Origin of the sequence: Xanthobacter agilis, assembly GCF_021730435.1 — a bacterium.
GTDB lineage: Bacteria > Pseudomonadota > Alphaproteobacteria > Rhizobiales > Xanthobacteraceae > Xanthobacter > Xanthobacter agilis.
This window is the reverse complement of record NZ_JABWGX010000032.1, coordinates 1-24,154: the sequence shown is the minus strand read 5'-3', so window position 1 is coordinate 24,154 and position 24,154 is coordinate 1. Positions and strand designations below refer to the sequence as shown.

Sequence of the window (24,154 nt, the reverse complement as noted above, 5' to 3'; positions counted from 1 at the left end):
TGAGATGAGGCGTTCTTCGCCCGTGTCCGTTCAAGGCCGTCGCTTGGCGCGCGACGGACGCGTGCGCATGGCTTCGCTGCCGCCGAAGGCATCGGTGGTGATGTCTCATTGTCGGCTGCCGGCCCGCAGGCGCACCCGGAGGCCAAGGGGCCGAGAGATGACCGGCGCGTGGTGGCGCTGGCCGAATGCCCCATGCCGGGGAAACGTCAGTCCTCCAGCACCTTCAGCTTGAACAGAAGGCCCGCGAGATAGGCCCCCACCAGCGGTACCACGATGAACAGCCAGAGCTGGCTGATGGCCTTGCCCCCGGCGAACAGCGCCGGGCCGATGGAGCGGGCGGGGTTCACCGACACGCCGGTGACGGGAATGAAGACGATATGGATCATCACCAGCGACAGGCCGATGGCGAGGCCCGCCGCCTGGGTGATGCCGGCCTTGGAGGTGGAGCCGAGAATCACCACCAGGAACACGAACGTGCCCACCAGCTCCGCCACGATGGCGGCCCCCGGCCCATAGCCGCCGAGATAACCCTCGCCCCACCCGTTCTGGCCAAGGCCGGCAGTGGAGACATCGAACCCGGCGAGCTTGCCTGAGGCGATGATGTAGAGAATGCCCGCGCCGGCGATGCCGCCGAGCACCTGGGCGATCCAGTAGAGCGGCACTTCCGAAGCCGGGATGCGCCCCGCCGCCCACACGCCGATGGTGACGGCCGGATTGATGTGGCAACCGGAGATATGGCCGATGCCATAGGCCATGGAGGTGACCGCGAGGCCGAAGGCGAACGCGATGGCGAGCATGCCGATGGGCGCGGCGCCATAGCCCGTGAGTACAGCGGATCCGCATCCGAACAAGACCAGGACCGCCGTGCCGATGAATTCGGCGACATATTTGTTCATGTCATCTCCTTGTCAGCGCGCGCTCGCATGAGAGTGGATCGGAGCCGTTCGAGGTAAGCTCAAGTCGCGGTTGCGCTCAAGAAAAATGCGCCGCTTTCCGGTGCTGCGGCGCGATGCGAACGGGGGGCCTTCCGGCCGGATTCCGCCAGCTTTGCCCGCCGGCTGTGGGCAGACGCCCAGATAAGAACATGGTAGGTCTGGGCGCCCCTTTTGTTGCCGAGGCGAAGAGGAAAGATCCATGATGTGGTCACCACCCAGCGGCACCTGTGTTGCGCGCGCCAGAGACCGTCGCCCGGCGTGGCCGGCGATGGCGGCGGCAGCGCTGATTGCGCTTCTCGGCGCCACGCCGGCGCCGGCGCAGCCGGCGGCGGCGCCCCAGAGCGCCGGCCAGGGCACCGCCGTTGCACAGCCGCCATCGTGGCCGCGCACCTATCCGCTGCCCGATGACAGCCAGCTTCAGCTCTATCAGCCCCAGATCGACGCTTGGGATGGGGATGTGATGAGCGGCCGCGCGGCGGTTGCCCTCGGTCCGAAGTCGGGCGCGCCGACCTATGGCATGGTGCGCTTCACGAGCCGGGTCGCGGTGGACAAGCCGGCCGGTCTCGTCCATCTCGCCAGCTTCGCCATCACCGGCGTCGAGGTGCCCACCGAGCCGGGCAAGGCGAGCCTCATCCGCAGCACCCTCCAGGCCCATCTGCCGTCCGAGGGCATGACCATTCCCCTCGACCAGCTTCAGGCGAGCTACGCCGTGAACAAGGAGCTGGCGGAGCTGAAGACCCAGCCGGTGGACAACACCCCGCCGCAGATCCTGTTCACCACCACCGCCACGGTGCAGGTGCCCATAGCCGGCCAGCCGGTGCTGAAGCCCATCACCGGGGTCACCGGCTTCCAGCGGGTCATCAATACCCGCCCGCTGCTGCTGGTGGACGACGCCGGGGGCTATCACCTCCAGGCCGCCGGAACCTGGTATGAGTCCACCGCGCTTGCGGGCAATTGGGTGATCACGCCCAAGGTGTCCGACGCGCTCACCGCCGCCGCCAAGACGGCGACCGACGAATTGGCGGCCGATCCGCTGCTGGGGAAAGACGGCAAGGCCATCACCCCGCCGCCGGCGATCCTGGTCACCACCCAGCCTTCCGAGCTGATCCAGACCGAGGGCCAGCCGCAGATGCTGCCGGTGGTGGGCACTAACCTGCTCACCATGAACAACGCCGACCACGCCGTGTTCCTGGAGACCACCAGCAACAGCTATTACGTCCTCATCGCCGGCCGCTGGTTCACCGCCGGCGACCTGAAGGGACCGTGGAGCTTCGTGGCGTCGAACGCGCTGCCGAAGGACTTCGCCAAGATCAACCCCAACGATCCCAAGGCGAACGTGCTGGTCTCGGTGGCGGGCACGCCGCAGGCCAAGGAAGCGGCCATCGCCGCCACCATTCCGCAGACCGCCACCGTGAAGCGCGACGTGCCGCTGAACGTGGTCTATGACGGCACGCCGCGGTTCGAGACCATTTCCGGCACCGCGCTATCCTACGCCCTGAACACACCGGTTCCGGTGATCCGCTTCAATGCGGAGCGCTATTACGCGGTCGCCAACGGCATCTGGTTCGTGGCCGCCTCGCCCATGGGACCGTGGCGCGTCGCCGATGTGGTGCCGGACACCATCTATACGATCCCGGTTTCCTCCCCGGTCCATTACGTGACCTATGTGCGCATCTACGGCAACACGCCGGACACGGTGGTGGTCGGCTACACGCCCGGCTACATGGGCGTGGTGCTGGCGCCCGGCGGCACGGTCGTCTACGGCACCGGCTATTCCTGCCCGGGCTATGTGGGCACCTATTGGGTGTCCTGCCCGGTCACCTACGGCCTCGGCGCCGGCTTCGCCCTCGGCGCGGCGGAGGGCTTCGCCTTCGGCTTTGCCGCCGGCTGGCCGTGGAGCGTGGCGGTGGGCCCCTATTGGGGACCGTACTGGCATCCCTGGGGTCCGGGTCCGTGGGGTCCCGGCCCGTGGGGACCGCATCCGTGGGGGCCTGGTCCTTGGGGTCCGGGTCCGTGGGGCGGCCACTGGGGCTACACCAACGTGAACCAGACCAACATTTATGGCCGCTGGGGCGGCGCCGCCACGGTCAACCACGCCTGGGGCACCACCTGGAACGGTACCGAGTGGGCCGGGCGTGATTATCGCGGCACCACCGCCAATGGCACCGCCTTCACCGGGCGCGGCGCGGCGGCGTTCAATCCCTATTCGGGCAATTGGGCCGCGGGCCACGAAGGGGCGCACGCCAACCCCTACACCGGTGCCGAGGGTGCCTCGCGCGCCGGCGCCGTGGGCAATGCCTATACCGGCAACGCCGCGGCGGGTCGCGAATCGGCGGGCTACAACCCGGCGACGGGGACCGCGCACGCGTCGCAGACCGCGGTGACGGACAACCATGGCAATGTGAACGTGGACAGCCGCGGCGCCGCCGTGGATACCCACACCAACACCGCCGCCGCCTGGAACAACGGCAACGTGATGGTGGACCACGACGGCAACGTCTATCGCCACTCGGATACCGGCTGGAACCGCAACACCGGGACCGGCTGGCACGACGTGGACAACAATTACAACACGCGGAACCTGGACAACGAGGCGCAGGCCCGCTCCTGGGGTCAGCAACGCGTGGACAATTTCGGCGGCGGCAATCGCTTTGGCGGCGACGACTTCGGCGGCGGTGATCGCTTCGGCAGCGGCGGTTTCGACCGTGGCTTCGGCGGTTTCGGCGGTGGTGGGTTCCATGGCGGTGGCGGGTTCCGTCGCTAACGTCACGCGCCATCCTGGCGACCTTCACCGGGCGCACCGCGTCCGGTGAAGGTCCGTTTCGACGGGCGGGCGAACATGGCCGCCTGTCTTTCCGAACATCGCCTCCCGGTTTCGGGCCCGAGCCCACCGCCTCGACGAGGCGCGAACGCGGCCCGGTTCGGCGGTCGGGATCCCCCGCAGCGCCGAACCCGCGGCATCGACCCGACGACTTGCCATGCCCAAGGACGTGCCATGACCAACACGTGGTCTTCCACCGCAGCGGGGGATAGTCCTTCGCACGCGGTCCGCAGCTATCGCCAGCTTGCCGCCTACAATGCCTGGGCCAACGCCCGCCTTTATGCGGCTGCGGCGGAGCTGGGCGCGGAAGCGTGCGCCAAGCCCATGGGCGCCTTCTTCGGCTCGATCCTGGGCACCTTGAACCATCTGGTGGTGACCGATCGGATCTGGCTTGCCCGGCTGCTGGCCACGGGCGCGCCGCAGCCGCCGCTCGACACCCTGCTGGAGACGGATCTTGCGCGGCTGTTGCCCCTGCGGGTGGCGGAAGACGCGCGCCTGACGGCGTTCGTCGCGGCGCTCGATGCCGCGCGTCTGGTGGCGCCGCTCACCTATGCCAACAGCAGCGGCCAATCGTTCAGCCAAAGCTGTGCCAGCGCGCTCGACCATGTGTTCAACCACCAGACTCATCATCGCGGGCAGGCCCACACCCTGCTCGCGCAGCTCGGTGGTCGCGCGGCAGCGCCATCGCTGGACCTCATCGTCTTCCAGCGGGAACAGCCGAGGGCCTGAGGGCGAGCCGGGCGGATCGACGCCATCTGCCTGTTGAGCCGCCCCACACATCTCAAGACCGAGACGGTGTTCCCCGATCGGATCGGCGCGCCGGGGACGCGGCGGTTCTGGAACTCGGACGGGGCGGCCGGCGCGCGGGCGCGCCAAGATCGGGACCATCGGTTGAGGCGCCGGGGCGGGGCACCGCTGATCATGACAACCCCTTGCTTTGCGCGCGTGGCTCGGGTATCAGGACAATTCCTGAGCGCAACCGCCGAGAGCTGAGCCCGTGTCGTCCCGCACGACCAAGATCGCCGCCTCTGCCCCCCGAATCATCAAGGTTCCGGGGAACAACGCTCTTATTCTGCGCGCTCTTCTTCTCCTTAGCCGCCCCTGAGGGCCGGCCGGGCCATGCCTGGGCGCTCAGGGGACCTGATCCGCCGCCGGGAGAAGAACCGGCGTTCGTTTCGGCTTATGATCCGGCCCCTGTGGCGCCCCTGATCTCCGGGATGGAGACGGCGCCCGCCGGAATGCGAGAAGGACCATTCCGATGACCGACACCGCCAACAGCTCCTCTCCCGCCTCGGAGAAGGCCCGCGTCATCATCTTCGACACCACCTTGCGCGACGGCGAGCAGTGCCCCGGCGCCTCCATGACCTTCGAGGAGAAGCTCCAGGTCGCCGAGCTGCTCGACGACATGGGCGTCGATGTCATCGAGGCCGGCTTCCCCATCGCCTCCATCGGCGATTTCGAGAGCGTGTCCGAGATTGCCCGCCGCGCCAAGCGCGCCACCATCTGCGGCCTCTCCCGCGCGGCGCTGAACGACATCGACCGCTGCGCCGAAGCAGTGAAGAATGCCGCGCGCGGGCGCATCCATACCTTCCTGTCCACCTCGCCGGTGCACATGAAGTACAAGCTCCAGAAGGAGCCGCACCAGGTCCTGGAGATGATCGTGGCCTCGGTCTCCCGCGCCCGCAACCATGTGGACGACGTGGAGTGGTCGGCCGAGGACGGCACCCGCACCGAGATGGATTTTCTCTGCCGCTGCGTGGAGGCGGCCATCGACGCCGGCGCCACCACCATCAATATTCCCGATACGGTGGGCTACACCACGCCGGCCGAATACCAGGCCTTGTTCCGCACCGTGATCGAGCGGGTGCCGAACTCGGACAAGGCGGTGTTCTCGGTGCATTGCCACAATGATCTCGGCATGGCGGTGGCCAATTCGCTGGCCGGCATCGCCGGCGGCGCGCGGCAGATCGAGTGCACGGTGAACGGCATCGGCGAACGGGCCGGCAATGCGGCGCTGGAGGAGGTGGTGATGGCCATCGACACCCGCTCCGACGCCTTCCCCTACGCGACCGGCATCAACACCCGCATGCTGACCCGCGCCTCCAAGCTGGTCTCGGCGGTCACCTCGTTCCCGGTGCAGTACAACAAGGCGATCGTCGGCCGGAACGCCTTCGCCCATGAAAGCGGCATCCACCAGGACGGGATGCTCAAGCACACCCAGACCTACGAGATCATGACCCCCGACAGCGTCGGGGTTTCCAAGACCTCGCTGGTGATGGGCAAGCATTCCGGCCGCGCCGCCTTCCGCGACAAGCTCAAGGCCATGGGCTACGAACTGGGCGAGAACGCCCTGAACGACGCTTTCGCCCGCTTCAAGGACCTCGCCGACCGCAAGAAGGTGGTCTATGACGAGGATATCGAGGCGCTGGTGGACCAGGGCATCGCGGCGGCCTATGACCGTATCAAGCTCATCTCCTTGTCCATCATCGCCGGCACCCATGGGCCACAGCGCGCCACCATGAAGGTGGAGGTGGATGGCGTGGTGAAGACCGAGGAGGCCGAGGGCAACGGCCCGGTGGACGCCACCTTCAACGCCATCAAGGCCCTGGTGCCCCACACGGCGAAGCTGGAGCTCTACCAGGTGCATGCGGTAACCGAGGGCACCGACGCCCAGGCCGAAGTCTCGGTGCGGCTGGAGGAGGATGGCAAGGTGGTGACCGCCCGTGCCGCCGATCCCGACACCCTGGTGGCCTCCGCCCGCGCCTATGTCACCGCCCTCAACAAGTTGCAGATGAAGCGCCAGAGCGTGAATCCGCAGACGGCGGTCGGCTGATCGCGCATCATTGCGAGAGCGACAGGCGCCCGGCTTCGGCCGGGCGTTTGCGTTTGGAGGGGTGTTCCATCCGCGCGCGGCCCGCGTCGTCCGGGCATGGCGCCGAAGCGGCGGGCGCGGCGACTCCTTCGCAGTGCAGCATTTTGGGCGGCGTCGGGTGTTTTCCCCTATCCCGCGTCAAGACCTCTCTCAACCCCTTGGCATGATCGGCGACGCGCATTACGACACACGACGACCGCCGCCATTCGCCACGGCGCGCGGGCGCTGCCCGATGGGCCCGGAAAGTCCCTTCCCGGTGATCGTCGAGAGCCTCGCCCTGTGTTCGGGGTTCCGGGTTCCAGGGGAAGCGCCTGTCCATGTCGCGAGACAGATGAAGCGGGTCACGGTTGCCTTCGCCGGCGAGGCCGCCGAACTGATCGGGGGAAAACCGGCTCCACGGAGGGACTTCATCGATGCGTAACAAGGTTTTCGCTGACGCGAAAAGTGCTCTCGACGGCATCGTCGCCGACGGCATGACCATCATGGCCGGCGGCTTCGGGCTCTGCGGCATCCCCGAGAACCTCATCGCCGCCATTCGCGATCTCGGCCCCAAGCACCTCACCGTGATCTCGAACAATTGCGGCATTGACGATTTCGGCCTTGGCATCCTGCTCGCCAACGACCAGATCAAGAAGATGGTGTCGTCCTACGTGGGCGAGAACAAGCTGTTCGAGAAGCTCTACATCGAGGGCGCGCTGGAGCTGGAATTCAACCCCCAGGGCACGCTCGCCGAGCGCATCCGCGCCGGCGGCGCCGGCATCCCGGCCTTCTACACCAAGACCGGCTACGGCACCGTGATCGCCGAGGGCAAGCCCACCGCCGAGTTCGACGGCCACATGTATGTGCTGGAGACCGCGCTGCATGCGGACCTCTCTATCGTCAAGGCATGGAAGGCCGACAAGGCGGGCAACCTCGTCTACCGCAAGACCGCCCGCAACTTTAACCCGATGATGGCCACCGCCGGCAAGATCACGGTGGCGGAAGTCGAGGAACTGGTGGAGGTCGGCGAACTCGACGGCGATCACATCCACACCCCCGGCATCTATGTGGACCGCATCATCGTCTCCAAGGACGCCGAGAAGCGGATCGAGAAGGTGACCACCCGCAAGCGCGAAGAGGTGAAGTGATGGCCTGGACCCGTGACGAGATGGCGGCCCGCGCCGCCCAGCAGATCCGCGACGGCTTTTATGTGAACCTCGGCATCGGCATTCCGACCCTGGTGGCCAACGCTTTGCCCCCGGGCATGACCGTGACGTTCCAGAGCGAGAACGGCATGCTCGGCATCGGCCCCTTCCCCTATGAGGGCGAGGAAGACGCCGACCTCATCAATGCCGGCAAGCAGACCGTGACCGAGGTGCCGGAGACCGCTTATTTCTCCAGCTCCGATTCGTTCGCCATGATCCGCGGCGGCCACATGGACCTGTCCATCCTCGGCTCCATGCAGGTGTCCGAGCACGGCGACATCGCCAATTGGATGGTGCCGGGCAAGATGGTGAAGGGCATGGGCGGCGCCATGGACTTGGTGGCCGGCGCCAAGGAAGTGATCGTGCTCATGGAGCATGTGGAGAAGTCCGGCGCGCCGAAGCTGGTGGAGCGCTGCACCCTGCCGCTCACTGGCACCCATGTCACCGACTTCGTCATCACCGACCTTGCGGTGTTCGAGTTCACCAAGCGTGGTGGCGCGCTGGTGCTGAAGGAACTGGCGCCGGGCGTCAGCCTCGACGAGGTGAAGGCCAAGACCGCCGCCAAGTTCGAGGTCGGCCTCTGAGAACCGGCATCGCGCGCCCGCCGGGCGCGCGCCGGGCGTGATCTGCGGGCGGGGTGGCGCGGCCATCCCGCCCGCTTTGCGTTTGCGACCGGTGTTGCTGGCGGGGCCGGACGCCGTTGCCGCAAGCCACCATCGTCGCCCGCCTTCTCCCGAGTGGGCTGGGGCGGGCTCTTGCGTGCCTTTCTTTGCTCCTATAGAAAACGAGCGCTCGCTCGAAATTTACGGGCGAGCCTTTTGCGCCGCGGGATGTTCCGAAGGTCTCGGGGCGCCCTCCCGGTGCCGGCCGGGGGCGAGGCAACGCCCCGGCGAAAGCGGAGAGACGCCATGGATTTCGCCATCTCCCCCGAGCTTGAGGCGCTGCGCGCCCGCATCGCCGATTTCGTGGCCGCGGAAATCCTGCCCCACGAGGGCGATCCGCAGGCCTACGACGCGCACGAAAACATCCGCGCCGACCTGCTGGCCGCGCTGCGCGCGAAGGCGCGGGCCGCCGGCCTGTGGTGCCTCCAGCTCAAGCGGGAGAGCGGCGGGCTGGGCGTGGGCCGGGTGGGCATGGCGGTGTGCTACCCGCAGATGAACCGCTCCATTTTCGGCCCCGTGGTGTTCAATTCGGCCGCCCCCGACGACGGCAACATGATGATGTTCGAGGCGGTGGGCACGCCCGACCAGAAGGCGCGCTGGCTCGCCCCCATCGTGGCAGGCCGGGTGCGTTCCGCCTTCGCCATGACCGAGCCCCATCCCGGCGGCGGTTCCGACCCCGGCATGATGCTGACCCGGGCCGAGGCCCAGCCCAACGGCGCCTATCGCCTGTATGGCCGCAAATGGTTCATCACCGGGGCGGAGGAGGCGGCCCACTTCACCGTCATCGCCCGCATGTCCGATGATCCGCGCACCGGCCTCACCGCCTTCGCCTTCCATCGCGACGCGCCGGGCTGGCGCATCCTGCGGCGCATTCCCATCATGGGGCCGGAGGAGCACGGCGGTCATTGCGAGCTGGAGTTCGACGGGCTGGAAATTCCGCCGCAAGACATTCTGCTGGGCGTCGGCAGGGGCCTGAAGGTGACGCAGATCCGCCTGGGGCCGGCGCGCCTCACCCATTGCATGCGCTGGCTGGGCCTCGCCGCCCGCTGCGTGGAGATCGCCCGCGACTATGCCGCCGAGCGCCACGGCTTCGGTGTGCGGCTGGCCGACCGGGAAAGCGTGCAGCTCATGCTGGGCCGGCTCGCCATGGAGATCGAGATCGGCCACCTTCTGGTGATGAAGGCGGCGTGGGAGCTGGATCGCGGCGGCCTCGCCCGCAAGGAGGTGTCCATGGCCAAGATCCAGGCCGCCAACACGCTGCACAAGGCGGCCGATACCGCCATCCAGATCAACGGCGCGCGCGGCTATTCCAAGGACACGGTCCTGGAGTGGGTCTATCGCTACGCCCGTCAGGCGCGGCTGGTGGACGGCGCCGACGAGGTCCACCAGATGGTGCTGAACCGCTTCCTGGACAAGGAACAGGGCGATTTCTGGCGCTGGCCGGTGGCGGGGGGCGTGGCATGAGCCTGGAGCGCGATCGTTTGGGTTTCGATCCCGCCGCCCTCGATGCCTATCTGAAGGCGCAGGTGGGGGGCCTTGTCGGCGCGCCGCGCCTCACCCCCATCGCCGGGGGACAGTCCAACCCCACCTATTTCGTGGATTACGACGACCGCGCCCTGGTGCTGCGCAAGCAGCCGGCGGGCAATCTGCTGCCGTCCGCCCATGCGGTCGATCGCGAATACCGCATCATCCGCGCGCTGGCGCAGACCGACGTACCGGTGCCGCCGGCGCTCGCCTCTTGCGCCGATCGGGACATCATCGGTACGCCGTTCTACGTCATGGAAAAAGTGGAAGGGCGGGTGTTCCACGACTGCACCCTGCCGGGCGTCGCGCCGGGGGAGCGGCGGGCCATGTATGGCGCCATGGCGCGGACCCTTGCCGCGTTCCACAATGTGGATGTCGCGGCGGTGGGCCTTTCCGATTTCGGAAAGCCGGGCAATTACTTCGCCCGCCAGATCGGGCGCTGGACGCGGCAGTGGGCGCTCTCCAAGACCCGTGAGGATGCCCATATCGACCACCTTGTGGCGTGGCTGCCGGCGCACCTGCCCACGGACGACACCACCAGCCTCGTGCATGGCGATTATCGCATCGGCAATCTCATGTTCCATCCCACGAAGCCCGAGGTGGTGGCGGTGCTGGACTGGGAATTGTCCACCCTTGGCCATCCGCTGGCGGACCTCGCCCATTGCGCTATGGCCTGGGTGTCGCGACCGGACGAATATGGCGGCATCGCGGGATTGGATCTCGAAGACCTCGGCATCCCGGAGCTGCGGGATGTGGTGGCGCAATATGATGCCGTGGCGCGCCATGGGCAGGCGCTCACCGATTTCCACATGGCCTTTGCCCTGTTCCGCTGGGCGGTGATCTTCGAGGGCATCGCCGCCCGCGCCAAGGCCGGCAACGCCAATTCCGCCAATGCCGGGGACACCGGCCGCCTCGCCGCCGCCTTCGCGGCGCGCGCCGCGGCGCTGACCGAGGGCTGAGCGGCGCGGTTCGCGACCTGCGGGCGCTCCCAAACCATTGCGCGCCTCGGCGGGGAGGGGTATGGGGTGCGAACCAAACAATCGTTTGATACAATTTAGGGGCGGTGGCCGGCGACCGGCCGCGTGCGAAGCGGCGGAGCCCGGTGGCGTCCGGGCCGGCGGGGAGGAACGGGAATGAAGCGTTTGGCTGTCATCGGCGCCGGCCTCATGGGCGGCGGTATCGCCCTCGACGCGGCGCGCCATGGGCTCGACGTGCTGGTGTTCGACCAGAGGCCCGACGGCGTGGACAAACTGAAGGCGCGCGCGGCCCATGTCTATGGGCGCTGGGTGAAGAATGGCCGCCTGTCGCAGGCCGATGCGGACGCCGCCCTGGCCCGTCTCGCACCGGCGGCCACGCTCTCCGCCATTCGTGCCGCCGACGTGGTGATCGAGGCGGTGTTCGAGGATCTTGCGGTGAAGCGCGCGCTGTTCACGGAACTGGAGGCCCATCTGGCCCCGTCCGCCATCCTCGCCACCAACACCAGCGCCTTGAAGGTGGGTGATCTCGCGCAGGGCTTTTCCTTCGCGCCGCGGGTCCTGGGGCTGCACTATTTCAGCCCGGCGGAAGTCTCGCCCCTGGTGGAGGTGGTGCGCTCTGCGGCGACCGCCGACGCCACGGTGGAACAGGCGCTGGCCTTCCTTGAAGCGACCCGCCGCACGCCGCTGCCGTGCAAGGACCGGCCGGGCTTTGCCATCAACCGCTTCTTCTGCCCCTATTACAACGAGGCCACCCGGATCGTGGAGGACGGCATCGCCGGCCCAGCGGATGTGGACCAGGTGGCGCAGGAGCGCCTCGGCGCCGCGGCTGGGCCGTTCACGGTGATGAACCTGATCCGCCCGGCCGTCTCGGCCCATGCCATGACCAATCTGGCGTCGCTGGGGCCGTTCTACACCACGAGCCGGCTTCTCGACGCCCAGGCCAAGACCGGCGCCGACTGGCCGCTGGAGGATCGCGTGGCCGGCGCCGATCTCGATCTCGTGGAGCGGCGCCTGCTGGGCGCGCTGGCGCTGCCGGCGCTGGAACTCGCGGCCGAGCAGGTGGCGGCGCCCGCGGCCGTGGATCAGGGCGCGGTGCTGGCGTTGAAGTTCAAGGAGGGGCCGTTCGCCCTCATGCACCGTTACGGTGCCGTGGCCGTCGAGGCGGCGGTGGGGGCCCTGTGCGCCCGCGATCATCATCCGGTGCCGGCGTTCGCGCCGGTGGCGGCGGCCTGAGATCGGTTCCATAAGCGCTTCATTCTCCCGACGCGGGGCGGCGACGCCTTCGCCCACAGGTTCCCGGAGGAGCCCCCAATGAGCACGACCGAGGTCTTCATCGTTTCCGGCGCCCGCACGCCCATCGGCGACTTCGGCGGTGCGCTGAAGGATATCCCGCCCACCGCCCTCGGCGCCCATGCCGCCAAGGCGGCCATCGCCCGCGCCGGCATCGAGGCGGCCGATGTCGGCCACGCGGTGGTGGGCAACGTGATCCACACCGAAGCACGCGACATGTACGTCTCGCGCGTCGTGGCCATGGACGCGGGCGTGCCCCAGGAGACGCCGGCCCTCACCGTGAACCGCCTGTGCGGCTCGGGGCTCCAGGCCATCGTCAACGCCACCCAGCTCCTGAAGCTGGGCGATGCCGATATCGCCCTCGCCGGCGGCGCCGAGAGCATGAGCCGCGGCGGCTACCTGATGCCCGCCGCCCGCTGGGGCCAGCGCATGGGCGCGACCACGGCGGTGGACATGATGGTGGGCGTGCTCACCGATCCGTTCGGCCATGGCCACATGGGTGTCACCGCCGAGAACGTGTCCGCGCGCTATGCCATCTCCCGCGAGGACCAGGACGCGGCCGCGGTGGAGAGCCATCGCCGGGCCGCCGCCGCCATCGCCGCCGGCCATTTCAAGGACCAGATCGCCCCGGTGGAGATCACCACCCGCAAGGGCACCGTGGTGTTCGACACCGACGAGCATGTGCGCGCCGAGGTGAGCGTGGCCGACATGACCAAGCTGCGCCCGGTGTTCAAGAAGGATGGCACGGTCACGGCGGGCAACGCCTCCGGCATCAATGACGGCGCCGGCATGGTGATCCTCGCCACCGGCGAGACGGTCAAGGCCAAGGGCCTGAAGCCCATGGCGCGGCTCGTCTCCTACGGGCTCGCAGGGGTCGATCCCTCCGAGATGGGCATGGGTCCGGTGCCGGCGGTGAAGATCGCCCTCGCCAAGGCGGGTCTGCCGCTCGACGCCATCGACCTCATCGAATCGAACGAGGCGTTCGCGGCCCAGTCGTGCGCGGTGAGCCGCGCGCTCGGCTTCGATCCGGCCAAGGTGAACCCCAATGGCGGCGCCATCGCGCTCGGCCATCCGGTGGGCGCTTCCGGTGCCATCCTCGCCATCAAGGCGATCTATGAGTTGCAGCGCACCGGCCAGCGCTATGGCCTCATCACAATGTGCATCGGCGGCGGCCAGGGTATCGCCGCCATTGTCGAGCGGGTCTGAGACCCTTCGCGGGAAGGTCCGGTGTGGTCGGGCCTTCCCGGTCCTCGGGGCGGGCGCGCCAAGGCGCGGATCATGCCGCGGCGGGAGCTTGCGGCCACGTCGGCGCGGCGTGATCGGTTCGGCGCCGGCCGAAGGGGCGGCGGCCTCAGTCCACCTTGCGCTTGCGGGTCGGATTTCGGGGGGTGGATGCCTTGCCCACGGGCAAGGACGCCTTGGGCGGAAGCGGCGTTTCCGACTCTGCCGCCGGACGCGGCGTCAGCGCGGCGAGCACGAAGTCGCTCACGCGGGCGGCATAGGTGGCGGCGTTCACGCCGCGCTTTCGGTATTTGCCGCGCTTCACATACCAGTCTTGCAGCAGCGGCTTGATGAGGGTGGCGGTGAAGTCCACGTCGGCCACGCTGAAGCAGCCGGCGCGCACGCCCGCCTCCAGCACCTGGGCGAACATGCGCTCGGTGGCAAGTTCGCTGGCGACCGCCGCCTTGCGGGCCGGCGGCGGAAACGCCTTCGCCTCCATGTAGGCGAACACGAACCAGGGCTGCATGGTCTCCGAGAGCGCCACATGGGTGGCGATGAGCCAGGCCAGATGCTCGGCGGGATCGGCGCGCACCGGCTCCGGCACGGCCTCCAGCGCCTCGATGACCGCGTCGGCCACCTGCTCCAGGATCATCAGCAGCAGCGTGTCCTTGCCGTCGAAGTAGGAATACAGGCCGCCCATGCTGATGCCGGCCGCGCGCGAGAGGTCGCGCAGGGTGGTGGCGTGAAAGCCGTGCCGGTTGGACAGGGTGAGCACCGCCTCGACGATGCGGACGAGGTTGGCCACCGCCACATGGGGCTTCTGTACCTTGATGGTGTCGCGGTGCCGCTCGTAGATGCGTCCGCAGAGGGCCTCCAGCGCATAATCCGCGCCTGCGGCGGGCTGCCGCTGTTCGCTCAACGTGATGTCTCCCCGGCGGCTTCGATCCACGCAACCGTCATGTATGACAGGCGAGGCCGCCCAAAAGTCAAGCGAGCGTTCGTTCGATGCTGCGGCCAGTGCGCTCCGGCGCGGCGTTCGGAGGATCGGCGCCGACGGTGGAACTGGGCCGTGGTTTCGGGTCCTGAGCGGGATCGGGCGCGGGTCCCTGTGCCGGACCGTCAAGACAAGCTATAGCTTGGACGGCGGTGATGACACGCGGACGGCGCCGCCGGTGCGAAGGTGCCGGCGCATCCGCGAGGCGCGATGGCCGCGCGCAGCCGGATCCGCGCTTATATTCCCACCGGGGAACGGGCGGTCTCCATGTTCAGGACAATTGCCATTGCCGGGGCGGCGCTGCTGCTGCCCGCGTTCGAGGTCGCGCAGGCGGCCGAGCCGGGCGTCTGCGAGCCTTATGCCAATGCCATGGTCGCCATGACCGTGCGCGGCCAGAAGGCCAAATGCAGCATGTTCACGCCCGCCGGCCTCAATTGGGAGGGGCACTTCAACTGGTGCACGGGGCAGGATCGGGCGAAGGTGAAGGACGCGGAGGAAACCTGGTCGGCCAAGCTCGACGGTTGCCTCATCTCGGCCCAGGCGCCGGCGCCGCGCGGCAAGCCGATCGTCAACGAGCTGTCCGGCAAGTGCGTGGTCACGGCGGGCGGCCCCGGCGCCGCGAACGGCACCGACCTTGTCCTTTGGGATTGCGCCAACGACAAGATGAACGGGGCAAACCGCTGGGAGCTGACCAAGAGCGGGCTGATCCGCAGTGTCGCCACCGGCAAATGCGTCGATGTGTCCGGCGCTCCGGGCACGGCGGATGGCAGCGCGATCCAGGTGTGGGATTGCGAAACCAGCGCCAATACGGATCAGCGCTGGGTGTTGCGCAACGGCTTCATCGTCAACCAGTTGTCGAACAAATGCATCGACGTGTCCGGCGCGCCGGGTGTCGCCGATGGCTCCAAGCTGCTGCTGTGGACCTGCGAGGCCTCCGGCCGCAATCCCAACGGCAGCATCACCGACCAGCGCTGGCGGTTCTGACCCGCCTCCCGCGACGCCGGCCGGAGCCGGTGTCGCGTCGGCCGGTCAGGACAGGGCGAGCGGCCAGCTCTGGGGAAAGGGCGTGCCCGCCATGTCCACCGGGCCGAGCGGGCGCGCCGCCGGGCGCTTCAGCACGCGCCGCACCATTTCCGGGATCATCACCGCGCCCACATAGCGGCCGAGGCACTCGTGGTGCCCGTAGCCGAAGTGCAAATAGGTGTGGAACGGCCGGTCGGGGCGGAACGCCTCCGGCGCCTCCACGAAATCGGGATCGAACATGGCGGAGAGGCTGAGCGGCAGCACCACGGTGCCCTTGCCGATCACCTTTTCGCGGGCGGTGCCCTTGGCGAGGGTGTAGGTGCTGGCCGCTTCGCGGAACATGAAGGCGACAATGGGGGAAAAGCGCAGCGCTTCCCACACATAGCCGTCGAGGCTGTCGTCGTCCCGCGCAGCGGCGGCGCGGGCGCCCGCCAGCACCTCGGGCCGGGCGAACAGCTCGGCCAGGGCGTTCACCACCGCTTCCGCCGTGGTTTCGATGGCGCCGATGAGTAGGCCGCCCACATTGATGACCACCCGGTCCATGCCGAAATGGGCGCTCTCCGGCAGGTTGAGCTTCAGGATGCGGGTCAGGCTGTCGTCGGGCGCGGTGCCGGCCTTGATGGCGGCGATCCGCGCCGGAATGAGCGTGGCGAACAGCGCCCGCAGCTTCACCCGCGATTCTTCCGCGGCTGCGTGGATCGCCTCGGCATCGGGGCGGCCGTCATAGGGCAGGTTGTTGAACTGGTCCATCTGGTTGGCATAGGACCAGTCCAGCAGGTCCGCGTCCGGCCCCTCGATGCCGAAATAGCGCTGCACCAGGCGCAGCGGCACGATCCGGGCAAATTGCGACACCAGCTCGATGCGCCCGTCCGGCGCGCCGGCGAGGATGGCGTCCGCCACCTCGCCCACCAGGGCCCGCACCTTGGGCAGGTCGTCCCAGGTCAGGATGGCGCGCATGACGGACTTGTCACGATAGTTCACCACCGTCTCATCCTGGGCCAGCATGAAGTCGCCCATCTTGGGCCGGTAGAGGTCCACCGTGAACACCTTGGGCACCGACAGCGCCTCGATCACGTCGGCCCGCTTGGCGAGCAGAGTCACGTCGGGCGTCTCGAAGATGGGCGCGTGGGCGCGCAACTCGGCGAAGAAGCCGCGCGGGTCGCGGGTGACGAGGTCGCGGGCGAACGGCCAGCGCTCCTTCGGCGCCAGTGCCGCCAGACGGTCGAGATAGGGCGTCGCGGGACGGGGCGTCTTATTTGCCGTCGGCATGGGGACCCTCCAGCACCTTCAGGTATTCGATGATGGCGTAGCGGTCGGAGGGCGAGAGCTGCGCCACCGACGGGTCCGGGAAAGCGTGACCGGAGTTGGAATTGCCGGGCAGGGTGGTGTCGAACAGGAACAGTCCGGCGCGGTCCTTCTCGGGCACCTTGTCCACGTCCGAGACATAGCCGAGCTTTTTTGCGTCGTAGCGCTCGTCGCCCACATAGAAGCGCCGCGGGCGCTCCTGGGGCGGGGACAGCAGGTCGTAGACCGTGGGCACCGAGCCATTGTGCAGGAACGGGCCGGTGGCCCACACGCCGGCCAGCGGCCCGGCCTTGTAGGCGAGCGACGTGGTCCAGCCCGACTGCGGCTTGGCGCTGCCGGGGGCGAAGCGCCAGCCGTAATAGGCGAGCCGCGCATCCCCCGAGATGGCGAGATTGCGCAAATCGTTCTCGACGATGTTGCCCACCACCGCCAGCAGCACGCTGCCCGCCGGCACCACCGTGGCGCCGCCGAACACGGGCGCGAGGACGCCGGTCTGCGCGGTGCGGGTGGCGAAGTTTTGCAGCATCTTGGGGTCGGTCTTCACGGTGGCGAGGTCCACCATCTCCACCGCCAGCCACTGCCGCCCACCGATGGTGTCGGCGGCGGGGGTGAGGGGGTAGTCCGGCCCGCCGTGGCAGCCTGCGCAATATTGCGCGTAGAGCTTGGCGCCGCGCTTGGCGCGGGAGGGGCTCACGCGGCCGAGCTCGCGCGGCCACGGCGGCGGCTTCAGCGCGCCGGCCCAGTCCTCCAGGGCCTTCAGGCTTTCGACGAGGGCGCTCGATGTGAAACTGGCGGGCGTGCCATTGCCGATGGACGGGTGCCCGAACACCCCCAGCACTTCCCCGAGATTGCGGCCGATCGGGTTGCCGGCCACCCCGTTCCACTGGGCATAGCGCTGGTCGGGCGTGGTCCACAGGAAGGGATAGCTCACCGGCGCGTCGGGCACCCGGAAGTTGGCGGGCTGGCCCAGGGCTTCGGCCGCCACCGCGTTCAGGATGTGGCCGAAGGCGTCGATCCGGCCCCGACCGTAGGCGGTGGGGGTCCAGCCGGCGGCATTGACCCGGCGGAGCTCGGTGGCGGTGGCCTCCAGCGCCGGGCGCACCGCCTTGGGGTCGGCCTTCAGCCGCGCGGCGAAGCGCTGGAACTTGGCCGGGTTGGCAAGCGTCGCATCAAGCGCCTGGGACAGCCGCGCCATGAGCATTTGGAAGTCGCCGAGGGAGGCGCCGCCGTCGATGCGGATGCGGGTGGCGCCCGCCCGGATGTCATTGGTGTGGCAGGCGGCGCAGGTGAGCCCCACCGCCGGGCCGAACGCGCCGCCGGGATGCGGGTCCCTGGCGAAGCCGATGGGCAGGCCGTCCGGGTTGAGTTCCGAGGGGCCTTCGGACGGCAGGTAGCCGGTCTCGGCGACATAAGCGGGGTCGAGGAACAGTCCGGTGCCGGCGGGCTGTTCCAGGGCCTTCAGGAAGGCATAGGGGAGGAGCTGGCTGCCCTGCGGCGTGTAATAGAACTCCTCGCGCCGGGTCTGCGACCAGCCTTGGTCGAGATGCACGACCCTTTCCGTGTGCTTGCCGGCGCCGTCCGGCTCCTTGCGCACCACCGCCCCGGTCAGCGCCGCCAAGGCCACCACCGCGGTGAAACCGCCGAGCGCGATCCACGTTGTCCGCCCCACCATATCGCCCCCTTTGCTGTCGCTCTTGCTGTTGCGCCCCGCGGGCGCCGTGGCTGGATGGACCGCGGGCAGGCCGCGTCCTCGGCCGCGTGAATGGAGATTCGCGTGTGATCGGGTCGCAGCCTAATCCAGAAGGGTTCCAGGTTGTATCGCGCCGGCCGCGTCCATTGGTCTCCGGCGCGCGGCCGGCGGCGACGTTCGGGAGGGCAGCGCGCGGGGACGGGCGATGTCGGTCAGGCGAGGGTGAGGTCGAGGCTGCCGCGCAGGTGGGCAACAAGCTCGCCCTGGCGCCGGGTGTCGGTCTTCTCGTACAGGGCCTTGAGCTGGCTGCGCACGGTGGAGAGGGCGACGTTGCGCTGCTGGGCATAGTCGGCGAGCGAGGCGCCCGCCGCCAGCGCCGCCGCCAGCGCCGATTCGGCGGGGGTCAGGTGAAAGCTGGTTTGCAACCGCCGGGCCACGTCGGCGCCGCTACGGCGGGGTGCGCGCACCACCACCGCGATCTGTGAGCGTTGCGTCAGCCGGGCCGCGCCCTCGCCCGCCGGCAGCGGATGGAGCGAGACCCGATAGGGCGTCGCGTCGCCGTCGTGGCGGGGCAGTTCGATGTGGTCGGCGTGGGGCAGGGGGGTCTCGCCCCGCGCGGCCGACAGGGCCTGCGTCACGGCCGAGGTCATCTGCCGGCCGGCGCGGGCATCCTTGAAGGCGAGCCGGCCGCCGCGCACGGCGATGTCCCCGCCCTTCAGGAGGGTCTCGCCGGCGCGGTTCACATGGGCCACGTTGAGGTCGCCGTCGGTGAGGAAAATGCCGGCGTCGACAATGTCGAGGGCGGCGCCGATGTCGGCCACCTTGGCCTTCGCCTCATCGAGCAGAGCGTAATATTCGAACGCGCGGCGCAGGTGGGGCACCACCAGGCCGAGGCGTTGCTTCTCCCGCGCGCCGAAGGGGCCGATCTCGCGTCCGCGCATGGAGGCGATGGTGGCCATCACGTCCGCTTCCTGGGCGAAATAGGACACGAGCGAATGCTCGAGGTCCATGGGCTCCACCACCTCGCGGAACCAGGGGGTGGCGCGGAACTGCTCGGTGTCCACCCCGTCCTCGGCGCAGATGACGCGGCCGGGGTTGGAGAGGATGTAGGACAGGCGGGGATCCTCGGTCGCGTGGCGGGCGATGAAGGTGCGGTAGTCCTGGTGGTCGTGGCCGAACACGCGCCAGGTGGGGCGCCGGTCCGGCTTCAGGCTGTAGACCGCGAGCTGGGTCACGCGGCCGTCGAGGAAGTCGGTGATGTCCGCCAGCAGCAGAGCCCACTGGTCCGGGTCGCCCGAGAGCTCGTACACGTTCTGAATGAGCCGCGAATATCGCTCCAGATCGTCCATGCCTGCCCCAATCCTGCCGGTTCGTGCGGGTGGCGCGGCGGCCGGGCCGGCGGGGGATCAGCCGGAGCGGACGGCGGCGCCACGGTGCGCCGGCCCGACGCCGGCGCGCCGTCACTCGCGTTGACCGAGCATCGCACACTGGGTCCAACCTGCAAAATCGGGACGCCGGATTCATCCCCCATATTGAGGATGAACGGCGCGATGCGACGTGGTGCCTTCATCGACGCCGGAACAACCGGGGCGGACGACATCGGGACCGGGTGGGTGGAGGACGGGGATGGACATGGGCCGCGGGCGTGACCCGTTCCGGACCGCCGAGCGCGACGCCATCGGCGCGCGCGTGCGGGCCATGGCCCTGAAGGCGGGTGCGCGTCCCAGCGCGGCGGGCTTCTGTCGCATGTTTCCCGAGCTGGCGGCGGCGGAGCACCGGCTGCCGGAGGGCGGGCGCACCATCGTCGAGCTGCTTGGGCTCGGCTCGGCCATGGCCGAGCCTGCGGCGGCGCTGCCGGAACCGCGGGTGCGCTCGGCTGGCGACGGCTGTGTGCCGGCGGGCTACACCTATCTGCTGGCCTTTGTTCTCAATGATCTGGTGATGGAACGCATGGGCGTGCTCGACGGTCGCGCTGCCGATTTCGTGCCGCGCGACGATGTGTCGGGCCTGTTCAACCGTCGGACCGGCCGGCTGGAGCTGGACAGTCTTTATGACGCGCCACGGGATCCGGCGGACCTCGCCCGTCTGCTGGTCGGCCCGGTCGCGTCCAGCGGCGGCGGCTTGCCACGGCCGCCGCGCAAGGCCGATCGCAACGACCTGCCGCGTCTCTCCCGCAGCCTGGATGCCGGGCGTGACCGCGTCGCCCGCTGCGGCGATCCGCGCAATGACGACCTGCTCATCCTCTCGCAGCTCCATGTGGCCTTTCTGAAGGCGCACAATGCGCTGGTGGGGGCCGGGCGCAGCTTCGAGGGGGCGCGGCGCGCCCTGCGGCAACGCTACCAATGGATGGTGCTGTTCGACCTTCTGGCGCAGCTTTGCGATCCGGTCGTGCTCGACGATGTCGCCGCGCGGGGGCCGCGCGTTTTCACCGGGGCGGGGGAAAGCGGGCGCGCCATGCCGGTGGAGTTCTGCGCGGCGGCCTTCGCCCTGGCGCCGACCATGATGCGGGCCAGCTACGACTACAATCCGAGCTTCCGCCAGATCGCGCGCGGGGCCCTGGTCACGCGGTTCGCGCTGGGCACGGCGGGGCGGGGGCCGGATAGCCTGCCGGAACAGTGGATCATCGGCTGGGAGGGCTTCCTGCCCCTGGAAGGGCGGGCGCCGCAGCGGGCGCGGGCCTTCAACACGGAGCTGGCGGGCGCGCCGCGCACCGCCGCGGCCATCGCCACCTATCATCTGCTCGACGGCTACCGGCTGGGCCTGCCCACCGGGCAGGCGGTGGCGCGGACCTTGGGAATCGCCCCGCTTGCTGGCGATGCGCTTCTGGCGGGCCTGCCGGAGCGCCAGCGGGCGGCGGTCCGGCCGTTTTCCGCGGCGACGCCCCTTTGGTTCTACCTGCTCGCGGAGGCGGGTGCGCCGGACGGTCCCGCCGGGCGGCACCTGGGTGTGGTGGGCAGCCGCATCGTGGCGGAAACCCTGTGGCGGCTGGTGGGCGCCTCGGACAGCTCCATCCTGGCCCCCGACGCCGACCTGGATTTCGAGCGCTTCACCTTGAGCGACCTGGTGTTGCTGGCGGGCGAGCAGGACCTTTTCACCGACTGAGCGCGGCTTCCGGCGTTGGGTCAGAACAGGCGCAGCGCCTGCACGGCGCGGTTCAGGACCGCGTACAGCAGCGCCGTGGACCATCCGAACATCAGCACGCCGTTGGCGGCGGTGATGGGGCCGAGCAGCCGCCATTCGGGCGAGGGGACCATGTCGCCATAGCCCAGGGTCGTGAAGTTCTGGAGGGCGAGATAGAAGGCATTGTGGGCCGGGGCCGCCCCCACCATGATGTAAAGCACGGCCCACACCATGGCCTGAAGGAAATGGCCGAGAGTGAGCGCCGCCCCGGCCCCGCACATGACGGCGAGCAGGGTCGGCAGCGAATGTTCCTTCACGCGGTGGAGGGCGCGACGCTGCAGGGCGCGGACCAGGGCCAACGTGAGCACCGCCTGCATGGCGATGGTGATGGCGCTGACCAAGAGGCCGAAGACGATTTCGCCAAGCTGCATGAACCCTCCCAGACCGCTCCGCGGACCCCGTCCAGATGCCATTCCGCGGCAATGAATGCCAGCGGTGCATTGATCTTCGGCCCTTTGTGTGTATTTTGCGCCGCAAAACTCCCTCTTCTCCGGCGGGCCCGAGGATCTCGGACCCGCGTTTTGGTGCTGGAAGCTCATGAAGCTGCGCAATATCGCCATCATCGCCCACGTCGACCACGGCAAGACCACCCTGGTGGACGAATTGCTCAAGCAGTCGGGCTCCTACCGCGAGAACCAGCGCGTGGCCGAGCGCGTGATGGATTCCAACGACCTGGAAAAGGAACGCGGCATCACCATCCTCGCCAAGGCCACCTCGGTGGTCTGGAAGGACACCCGCATCAACATCGTCGACACCCCCGGCCACGCCGACTTCGGCGGTGAGGTGGAGCGCATCCTGAACATGGTGGACGGCGCCATCGTGCTGGTGGATGCCGCCGAAGGCCCCATGCCCCAGACCAAGTTCGTGGTCGGCAAGGCGCTCAAGATCGGCCTGAAGCCCATCGTCGCCATCAACAAAGTGGACCGCTCCGACGCCCGCGCCGGTGAAGTCATCAACGAGGTGTTCGACCTGTTCGCGGCCCTCGACGCCACCGACGAGCAGCTTGATTTCCCCATCCTTTACGGTTCCGGCCGCAACGGCTGGATGGCCGAGAGCCCGGAAGGCCCCTCCGACCAGGGCATGGCGCCCCTGTTCGATCTGGTGCTGAAGCATGTGCCCGAACCCACCGTGGATGATGGCCCGTTCCGCATGATCGGCACGCTGCTGGAAGCCAATCCCTTCCTCGGCCGCATGATCACCGGGCGCATCACCTCCGGCTCGATCAAGCCGAACCAGGCGATCAAGGTGCTGGCGCAGGACGGCTCCCTGGTGGAGCAGGGTCGCGTGTCCAAGATCCTGGCCTTCCGCGGCATCGAGCGCCAGCCCATCGAAGAGGGCGTGCAGGGCGACATCGTCGCCATCGCCGGCCTGTCCAAGGGCACGGTGGCCGACACCTTCTGCGCGCTCGAAGTGACCGAGCCGCTGGCGGCTCAGCCCATCGACCCGCCCACCGTCACCATGACCTTCCTCGTGAATGATTCGCCGCTCGCCGGCACCGAGGGCGACAAGGTGACGAGCCGCGTGATCCGCGACCGCCTGTTCCGCGAGGCGGAAGGCAACGTGGCGCTCAAGATCGAGGAATCCACCGAGAAGGACTCCTTCTTCGTGTCCGGTCGCGGCGAGTTGCAGCTCGCGGTGCTGATCGAGACCATGCGCCGCGAGGGCTTCGAGCTGGCCGTGTCGCGGCCGCGCGTGGTGTTCCAGAAGGACGAGGCCACCGGCGCGGTGATGGAGCCGATCGAGGAAGTCCTCATCGACGTGGACGAGGAATATTCCGGCACGGTCGTGCAGAAGATGAGCGAGCGCAAGGCCGAGATGGTCGAGATGCGCCCCTCCGGCGGCAACCGCCAGCGGCTGGTGTTCTACGCCCCCACCCGTGGCCTTATCGGCTACCAGTCGGAGCTGCTCACCGACACCCGCGGCACCGCCATCATGAACCGCCTGTTCCACGGCTACGCCCCCTACAAGGGCGAGATCGCCGGCCGCGTGAACGGGGTGCTGATCTCCAACGAGCAGGGCGAGGCGGTGGCCTATGCCCTGTGGAACCTGGAAGACCGCGGCCCGATGATCATCGAGCCCGGCTGGAAGGTGTATCAGGGCATGCTGGTGGGCGTCCACAACCGGGACAACGACCTGGAAGTGAACGTGCTCAAAGGCAAGAAGCTCACCAATATCCGCACCACCTCCAAGGACGAGGCGGTGCGTCTGACCCCGCCCATCCGCATGACGCTGGAGCGTGCCTTGGCCTGGATCCAGGACGACGAGCTGGTGGAAGTGACGCCCAAGTCCATCCGCCTGCGCAAGCGCTACCTCGATCCCAACGAGCGCAAGCGCAACGAGCGCAAGGGCGTGGGCGAGATGGCCTGAGGGCCGCCGCCCGCTGTTTGCCGAGCCTCCAAGAGCCGGGTGCGCCTGAGCGCGCGGGCTCTTGGGTTCTTGGGCTTTTGGGTTTCATGCAGAAGGGGGCCTGTCCGCA

At 68.8% G+C, this 24,154-nt stretch carries 18 protein-coding genes; 12 read left to right on the top strand and 6 right to left on the bottom strand.

The genetic code is table 11. The features are described from left to right. Positions 1 to 206 precede the first annotated feature (206 nt). Positions 207 to 896: an aquaporin Z gene (gene aqpZ, locus HUW53_RS18885; RefSeq protein ID WP_237347311.1), complete on the bottom strand. Its 690-nt coding sequence runs from the start codon at positions 894 to 896 to the stop codon at positions 207 to 209. A gap of 307 nt (positions 897 to 1,203) precedes the next feature. Here aqpZ and HUW53_RS18880 point away from each other — a divergent pair, with 307 nt between their 5' ends. The 9 genes from HUW53_RS18880 to HUW53_RS18840 all read left to right on the top strand — a co-directional run bounded on the left by HUW53_RS18880 (position 1,204) and on the right by HUW53_RS18840 (position 13,471). Continuing rightward, positions 1,204 to 3,699, top strand: coding sequence for a carbohydrate-binding family V/XII (locus HUW53_RS18880; protein WP_237347310.1), 2,496 nt, complete (start codon positions 1,204 to 1,206; stop codon positions 3,697 to 3,699). Between the two features lie 231 nt (positions 3,700 to 3,930). Further along, positions 3,931 to 4,485 carry a DinB family protein gene (locus tag HUW53_RS18875; RefSeq protein WP_237347309.1) on the top strand — a complete coding sequence of 185 codons (555 nt, stop codon included), beginning with the start codon at positions 3,931 to 3,933 and terminating at the stop codon, positions 4,483 to 4,485. Positions 4,486 to 5,014: 529 nt separating this feature from the next. Then, the gene (locus HUW53_RS18870; protein WP_237347308.1) at positions 5,015 to 6,589 is read left to right on the top strand and encodes a 2-isopropylmalate synthase; all 1,575 of its coding nucleotides are present in this window, start codon (positions 5,015 to 5,017) and stop codon (positions 6,587 to 6,589) included. A 452-nt stretch (positions 6,590 to 7,041) separates the two neighbouring features. Then, entirely contained in the window at positions 7,042 to 7,755 is a 714-nt protein-coding gene (locus HUW53_RS18865) for a CoA transferase subunit A (RefSeq protein WP_237347307.1), read from the top strand. After that, positions 7,755 to 8,396: a CoA transferase subunit B gene (locus HUW53_RS18860; protein ID WP_237347306.1), complete on the top strand. Its 642-nt coding sequence runs from the start codon at positions 7,755 to 7,757 to the stop codon at positions 8,394 to 8,396. The genes HUW53_RS18865 and HUW53_RS18860 overlap by 1 nt, the downstream gene beginning before the upstream one ends. Positions 8,397 to 8,720: 324 nt before the next feature. Beyond that, positions 8,721 to 9,938, top strand: a complete 1,218-nt coding sequence (locus HUW53_RS18855) for an acyl-CoA dehydrogenase family protein (protein ID WP_237347305.1) — start codon at positions 8,721 to 8,723, stop codon at positions 9,936 to 9,938. Continuing rightward, positions 9,935 to 10,957 carry a phosphotransferase family protein gene (locus HUW53_RS18850; RefSeq protein WP_237347304.1) on the top strand — a complete coding sequence of 341 codons (1,023 nt, stop codon included), beginning with the start codon at positions 9,935 to 9,937 and terminating at the stop codon, positions 10,955 to 10,957. Before HUW53_RS18855 ends, HUW53_RS18850 begins: the two co-directional genes overlap by 4 nt. A gap of 174 nt (positions 10,958 to 11,131) precedes the next feature. Beyond that, a complete protein-coding gene (locus HUW53_RS18845; RefSeq protein ID WP_237347303.1) occupies positions 11,132 to 12,208 on the top strand; it encodes a 3-hydroxyacyl-CoA dehydrogenase family protein in 1,077 nt (358 codons plus the stop codon). Positions 12,209 to 12,286: 78 nt separating this feature from the next. Next, positions 12,287 to 13,471, top strand: a complete 1,185-nt coding sequence (locus HUW53_RS18840) for an acetyl-CoA C-acyltransferase family protein (protein ID WP_237347302.1) — start codon at positions 12,287 to 12,289, stop codon at positions 13,469 to 13,471. A 145-nt stretch (positions 13,472 to 13,616) separates the two neighbouring features. Here the strand turns inward: HUW53_RS18840 and HUW53_RS18835 are convergent, their stop codons facing one another. Beyond that, positions 13,617 to 14,405 (bottom strand): TetR/AcrR family transcriptional regulator, encoded by a 789-nt coding sequence (locus HUW53_RS18835; RefSeq protein ID WP_237347301.1) that lies wholly within the window; start codon positions 14,403 to 14,405, stop codon positions 13,617 to 13,619. A gap of 342 nt (positions 14,406 to 14,747) precedes the next feature. Between HUW53_RS18835 and HUW53_RS18830 the strand changes: the two genes are divergently transcribed. Next, positions 14,748 to 15,464 (top strand): RICIN domain-containing protein, encoded by a 717-nt coding sequence (locus tag HUW53_RS18830; protein ID WP_237347300.1) that lies wholly within the window; start codon positions 14,748 to 14,750, stop codon positions 15,462 to 15,464. Between the two features lie 45 nt (positions 15,465 to 15,509). On the opposite strand, the gene HUW53_RS18825 is transcribed toward HUW53_RS18830, so the two are convergent. From HUW53_RS18825 to HUW53_RS18815, 3 genes are all read right to left on the bottom strand, one after another. Next, the gene (locus HUW53_RS18825) at positions 15,510 to 16,772 is read right to left on the bottom strand and encodes a cytochrome P450 (RefSeq protein WP_237347299.1); all 1,263 of its coding nucleotides are present in this window, start codon (positions 16,770 to 16,772) and stop codon (positions 15,510 to 15,512) included. Beyond that, complete coding sequence (locus HUW53_RS18820; protein ID WP_237347298.1) at positions 16,756 to 18,480, bottom strand: di-heme-cytochrome C peroxidase; 1,725 nt, start codon at positions 18,478 to 18,480, stop codon at positions 16,756 to 16,758. The genes HUW53_RS18825 and HUW53_RS18820 overlap by 17 nt, the downstream gene beginning before the upstream one ends. 230 nt (positions 18,481 to 18,710) lie before the next feature. Beyond that, positions 18,711 to 19,847 (bottom strand): helix-turn-helix transcriptional regulator, encoded by a 1,137-nt coding sequence (locus HUW53_RS18815; RefSeq protein ID WP_237347297.1) that lies wholly within the window; start codon positions 19,845 to 19,847, stop codon positions 18,711 to 18,713. Positions 19,848 to 20,124: 277 nt separating this feature from the next. Here HUW53_RS18815 and HUW53_RS18810 point away from each other — a divergent pair, with 277 nt between their 5' ends. Then, complete coding sequence (locus tag HUW53_RS18810) at positions 20,125 to 21,600, top strand: peroxidase family protein (RefSeq protein WP_237347296.1); 1,476 nt, start codon at positions 20,125 to 20,127, stop codon at positions 21,598 to 21,600. A 20-nt stretch (positions 21,601 to 21,620) separates the two neighbouring features. Here the strand turns inward: HUW53_RS18810 and HUW53_RS18805 are convergent, their stop codons facing one another. After that, complete coding sequence (locus HUW53_RS18805; RefSeq protein WP_237347295.1) at positions 21,621 to 22,049, bottom strand: potassium channel family protein; 429 nt, start codon at positions 22,047 to 22,049, stop codon at positions 21,621 to 21,623. Between the two features lie 166 nt (positions 22,050 to 22,215). Between HUW53_RS18805 and typA the strand changes: the two genes are divergently transcribed. Next, positions 22,216 to 24,045, top strand: a complete 1,830-nt coding sequence (typA, locus tag HUW53_RS18800) for a translational GTPase TypA (RefSeq protein WP_237347294.1) — start codon at positions 22,216 to 22,218, stop codon at positions 24,043 to 24,045. The last annotated feature ends 109 nt before the right edge of the window (positions 24,046 to 24,154 follow it).

Excerpts from the sequence above, each read along its gene's own strand:
- HUW53_RS18840 (WP_237347302.1), top strand. The coding sequence starts at position 12,287 with ATGAGCACGACCGAGGTCTTCATCGTTTCCGGCGCCCGCACGCCCATC.
- HUW53_RS18855 (WP_237347305.1), top strand. The coding sequence starts at position 8,721 with ATGGATTTCGCCATCTCCCCCGAGCTTGAGGCGCTGCGCGCCCGCATC.
- HUW53_RS18850 (WP_237347304.1), top strand. The coding sequence starts at position 9,935 with ATGAGCCTGGAGCGCGATCGTTTGGGTTTCGATCCCGCCGCCCTCGAT.
- HUW53_RS18830 (WP_237347300.1), top strand. The coding sequence starts at position 14,748 with ATGTTCAGGACAATTGCCATTGCCGGGGCGGCGCTGCTGCTGCCCGCG.
- HUW53_RS18880 (WP_237347310.1), top strand. The coding sequence starts at position 1,204 with ATGGCGGCGGCAGCGCTGATTGCGCTTCTCGGCGCCACGCCGGCGCCG.
- HUW53_RS18860 (WP_237347306.1), top strand. The coding sequence starts at position 7,755 with ATGGCCTGGACCCGTGACGAGATGGCGGCCCGCGCCGCCCAGCAGATC.
- HUW53_RS18815 (WP_237347297.1), bottom strand. The coding sequence starts at position 19,847 with ATGGACGATCTGGAGCGATATTCGCGGCTCATTCAGAACGTGTACGAG.
- HUW53_RS18820 (WP_237347298.1), bottom strand. The coding sequence starts at position 18,480 with ATGGTGGGGCGGACAACGTGGATCGCGCTCGGCGGTTTCACCGCGGTG.
- HUW53_RS18805 (WP_237347295.1), bottom strand. The coding sequence starts at position 22,049 with ATGCAGCTTGGCGAAATCGTCTTCGGCCTCTTGGTCAGCGCCATCACC.
- typA (WP_237347294.1), top strand. The coding sequence starts at position 22,216 with ATGAAGCTGCGCAATATCGCCATCATCGCCCACGTCGACCACGGCAAG.
- HUW53_RS18825 (WP_237347299.1), bottom strand. The coding sequence starts at position 16,772 with ATGCCGACGGCAAATAAGACGCCCCGTCCCGCGACGCCCTATCTCGAC.
- HUW53_RS18810 (WP_237347296.1), top strand. The coding sequence starts at position 20,125 with ATGGACATGGGCCGCGGGCGTGACCCGTTCCGGACCGCCGAGCGCGAC.
- HUW53_RS18870 (WP_237347308.1), top strand. The coding sequence starts at position 5,015 with ATGACCGACACCGCCAACAGCTCCTCTCCCGCCTCGGAGAAGGCCCGC.
- HUW53_RS18845 (WP_237347303.1), top strand. The coding sequence starts at position 11,132 with ATGAAGCGTTTGGCTGTCATCGGCGCCGGCCTCATGGGCGGCGGTATC.
- HUW53_RS18875 (WP_237347309.1), top strand. The coding sequence starts at position 3,931 with ATGACCAACACGTGGTCTTCCACCGCAGCGGGGGATAGTCCTTCGCAC.
- HUW53_RS18865 (WP_237347307.1), top strand. The coding sequence starts at position 7,042 with ATGCGTAACAAGGTTTTCGCTGACGCGAAAAGTGCTCTCGACGGCATC.
- aqpZ (WP_237347311.1), bottom strand. The coding sequence starts at position 896 with ATGAACAAATATGTCGCCGAATTCATCGGCACGGCGGTCCTGGTCTTG.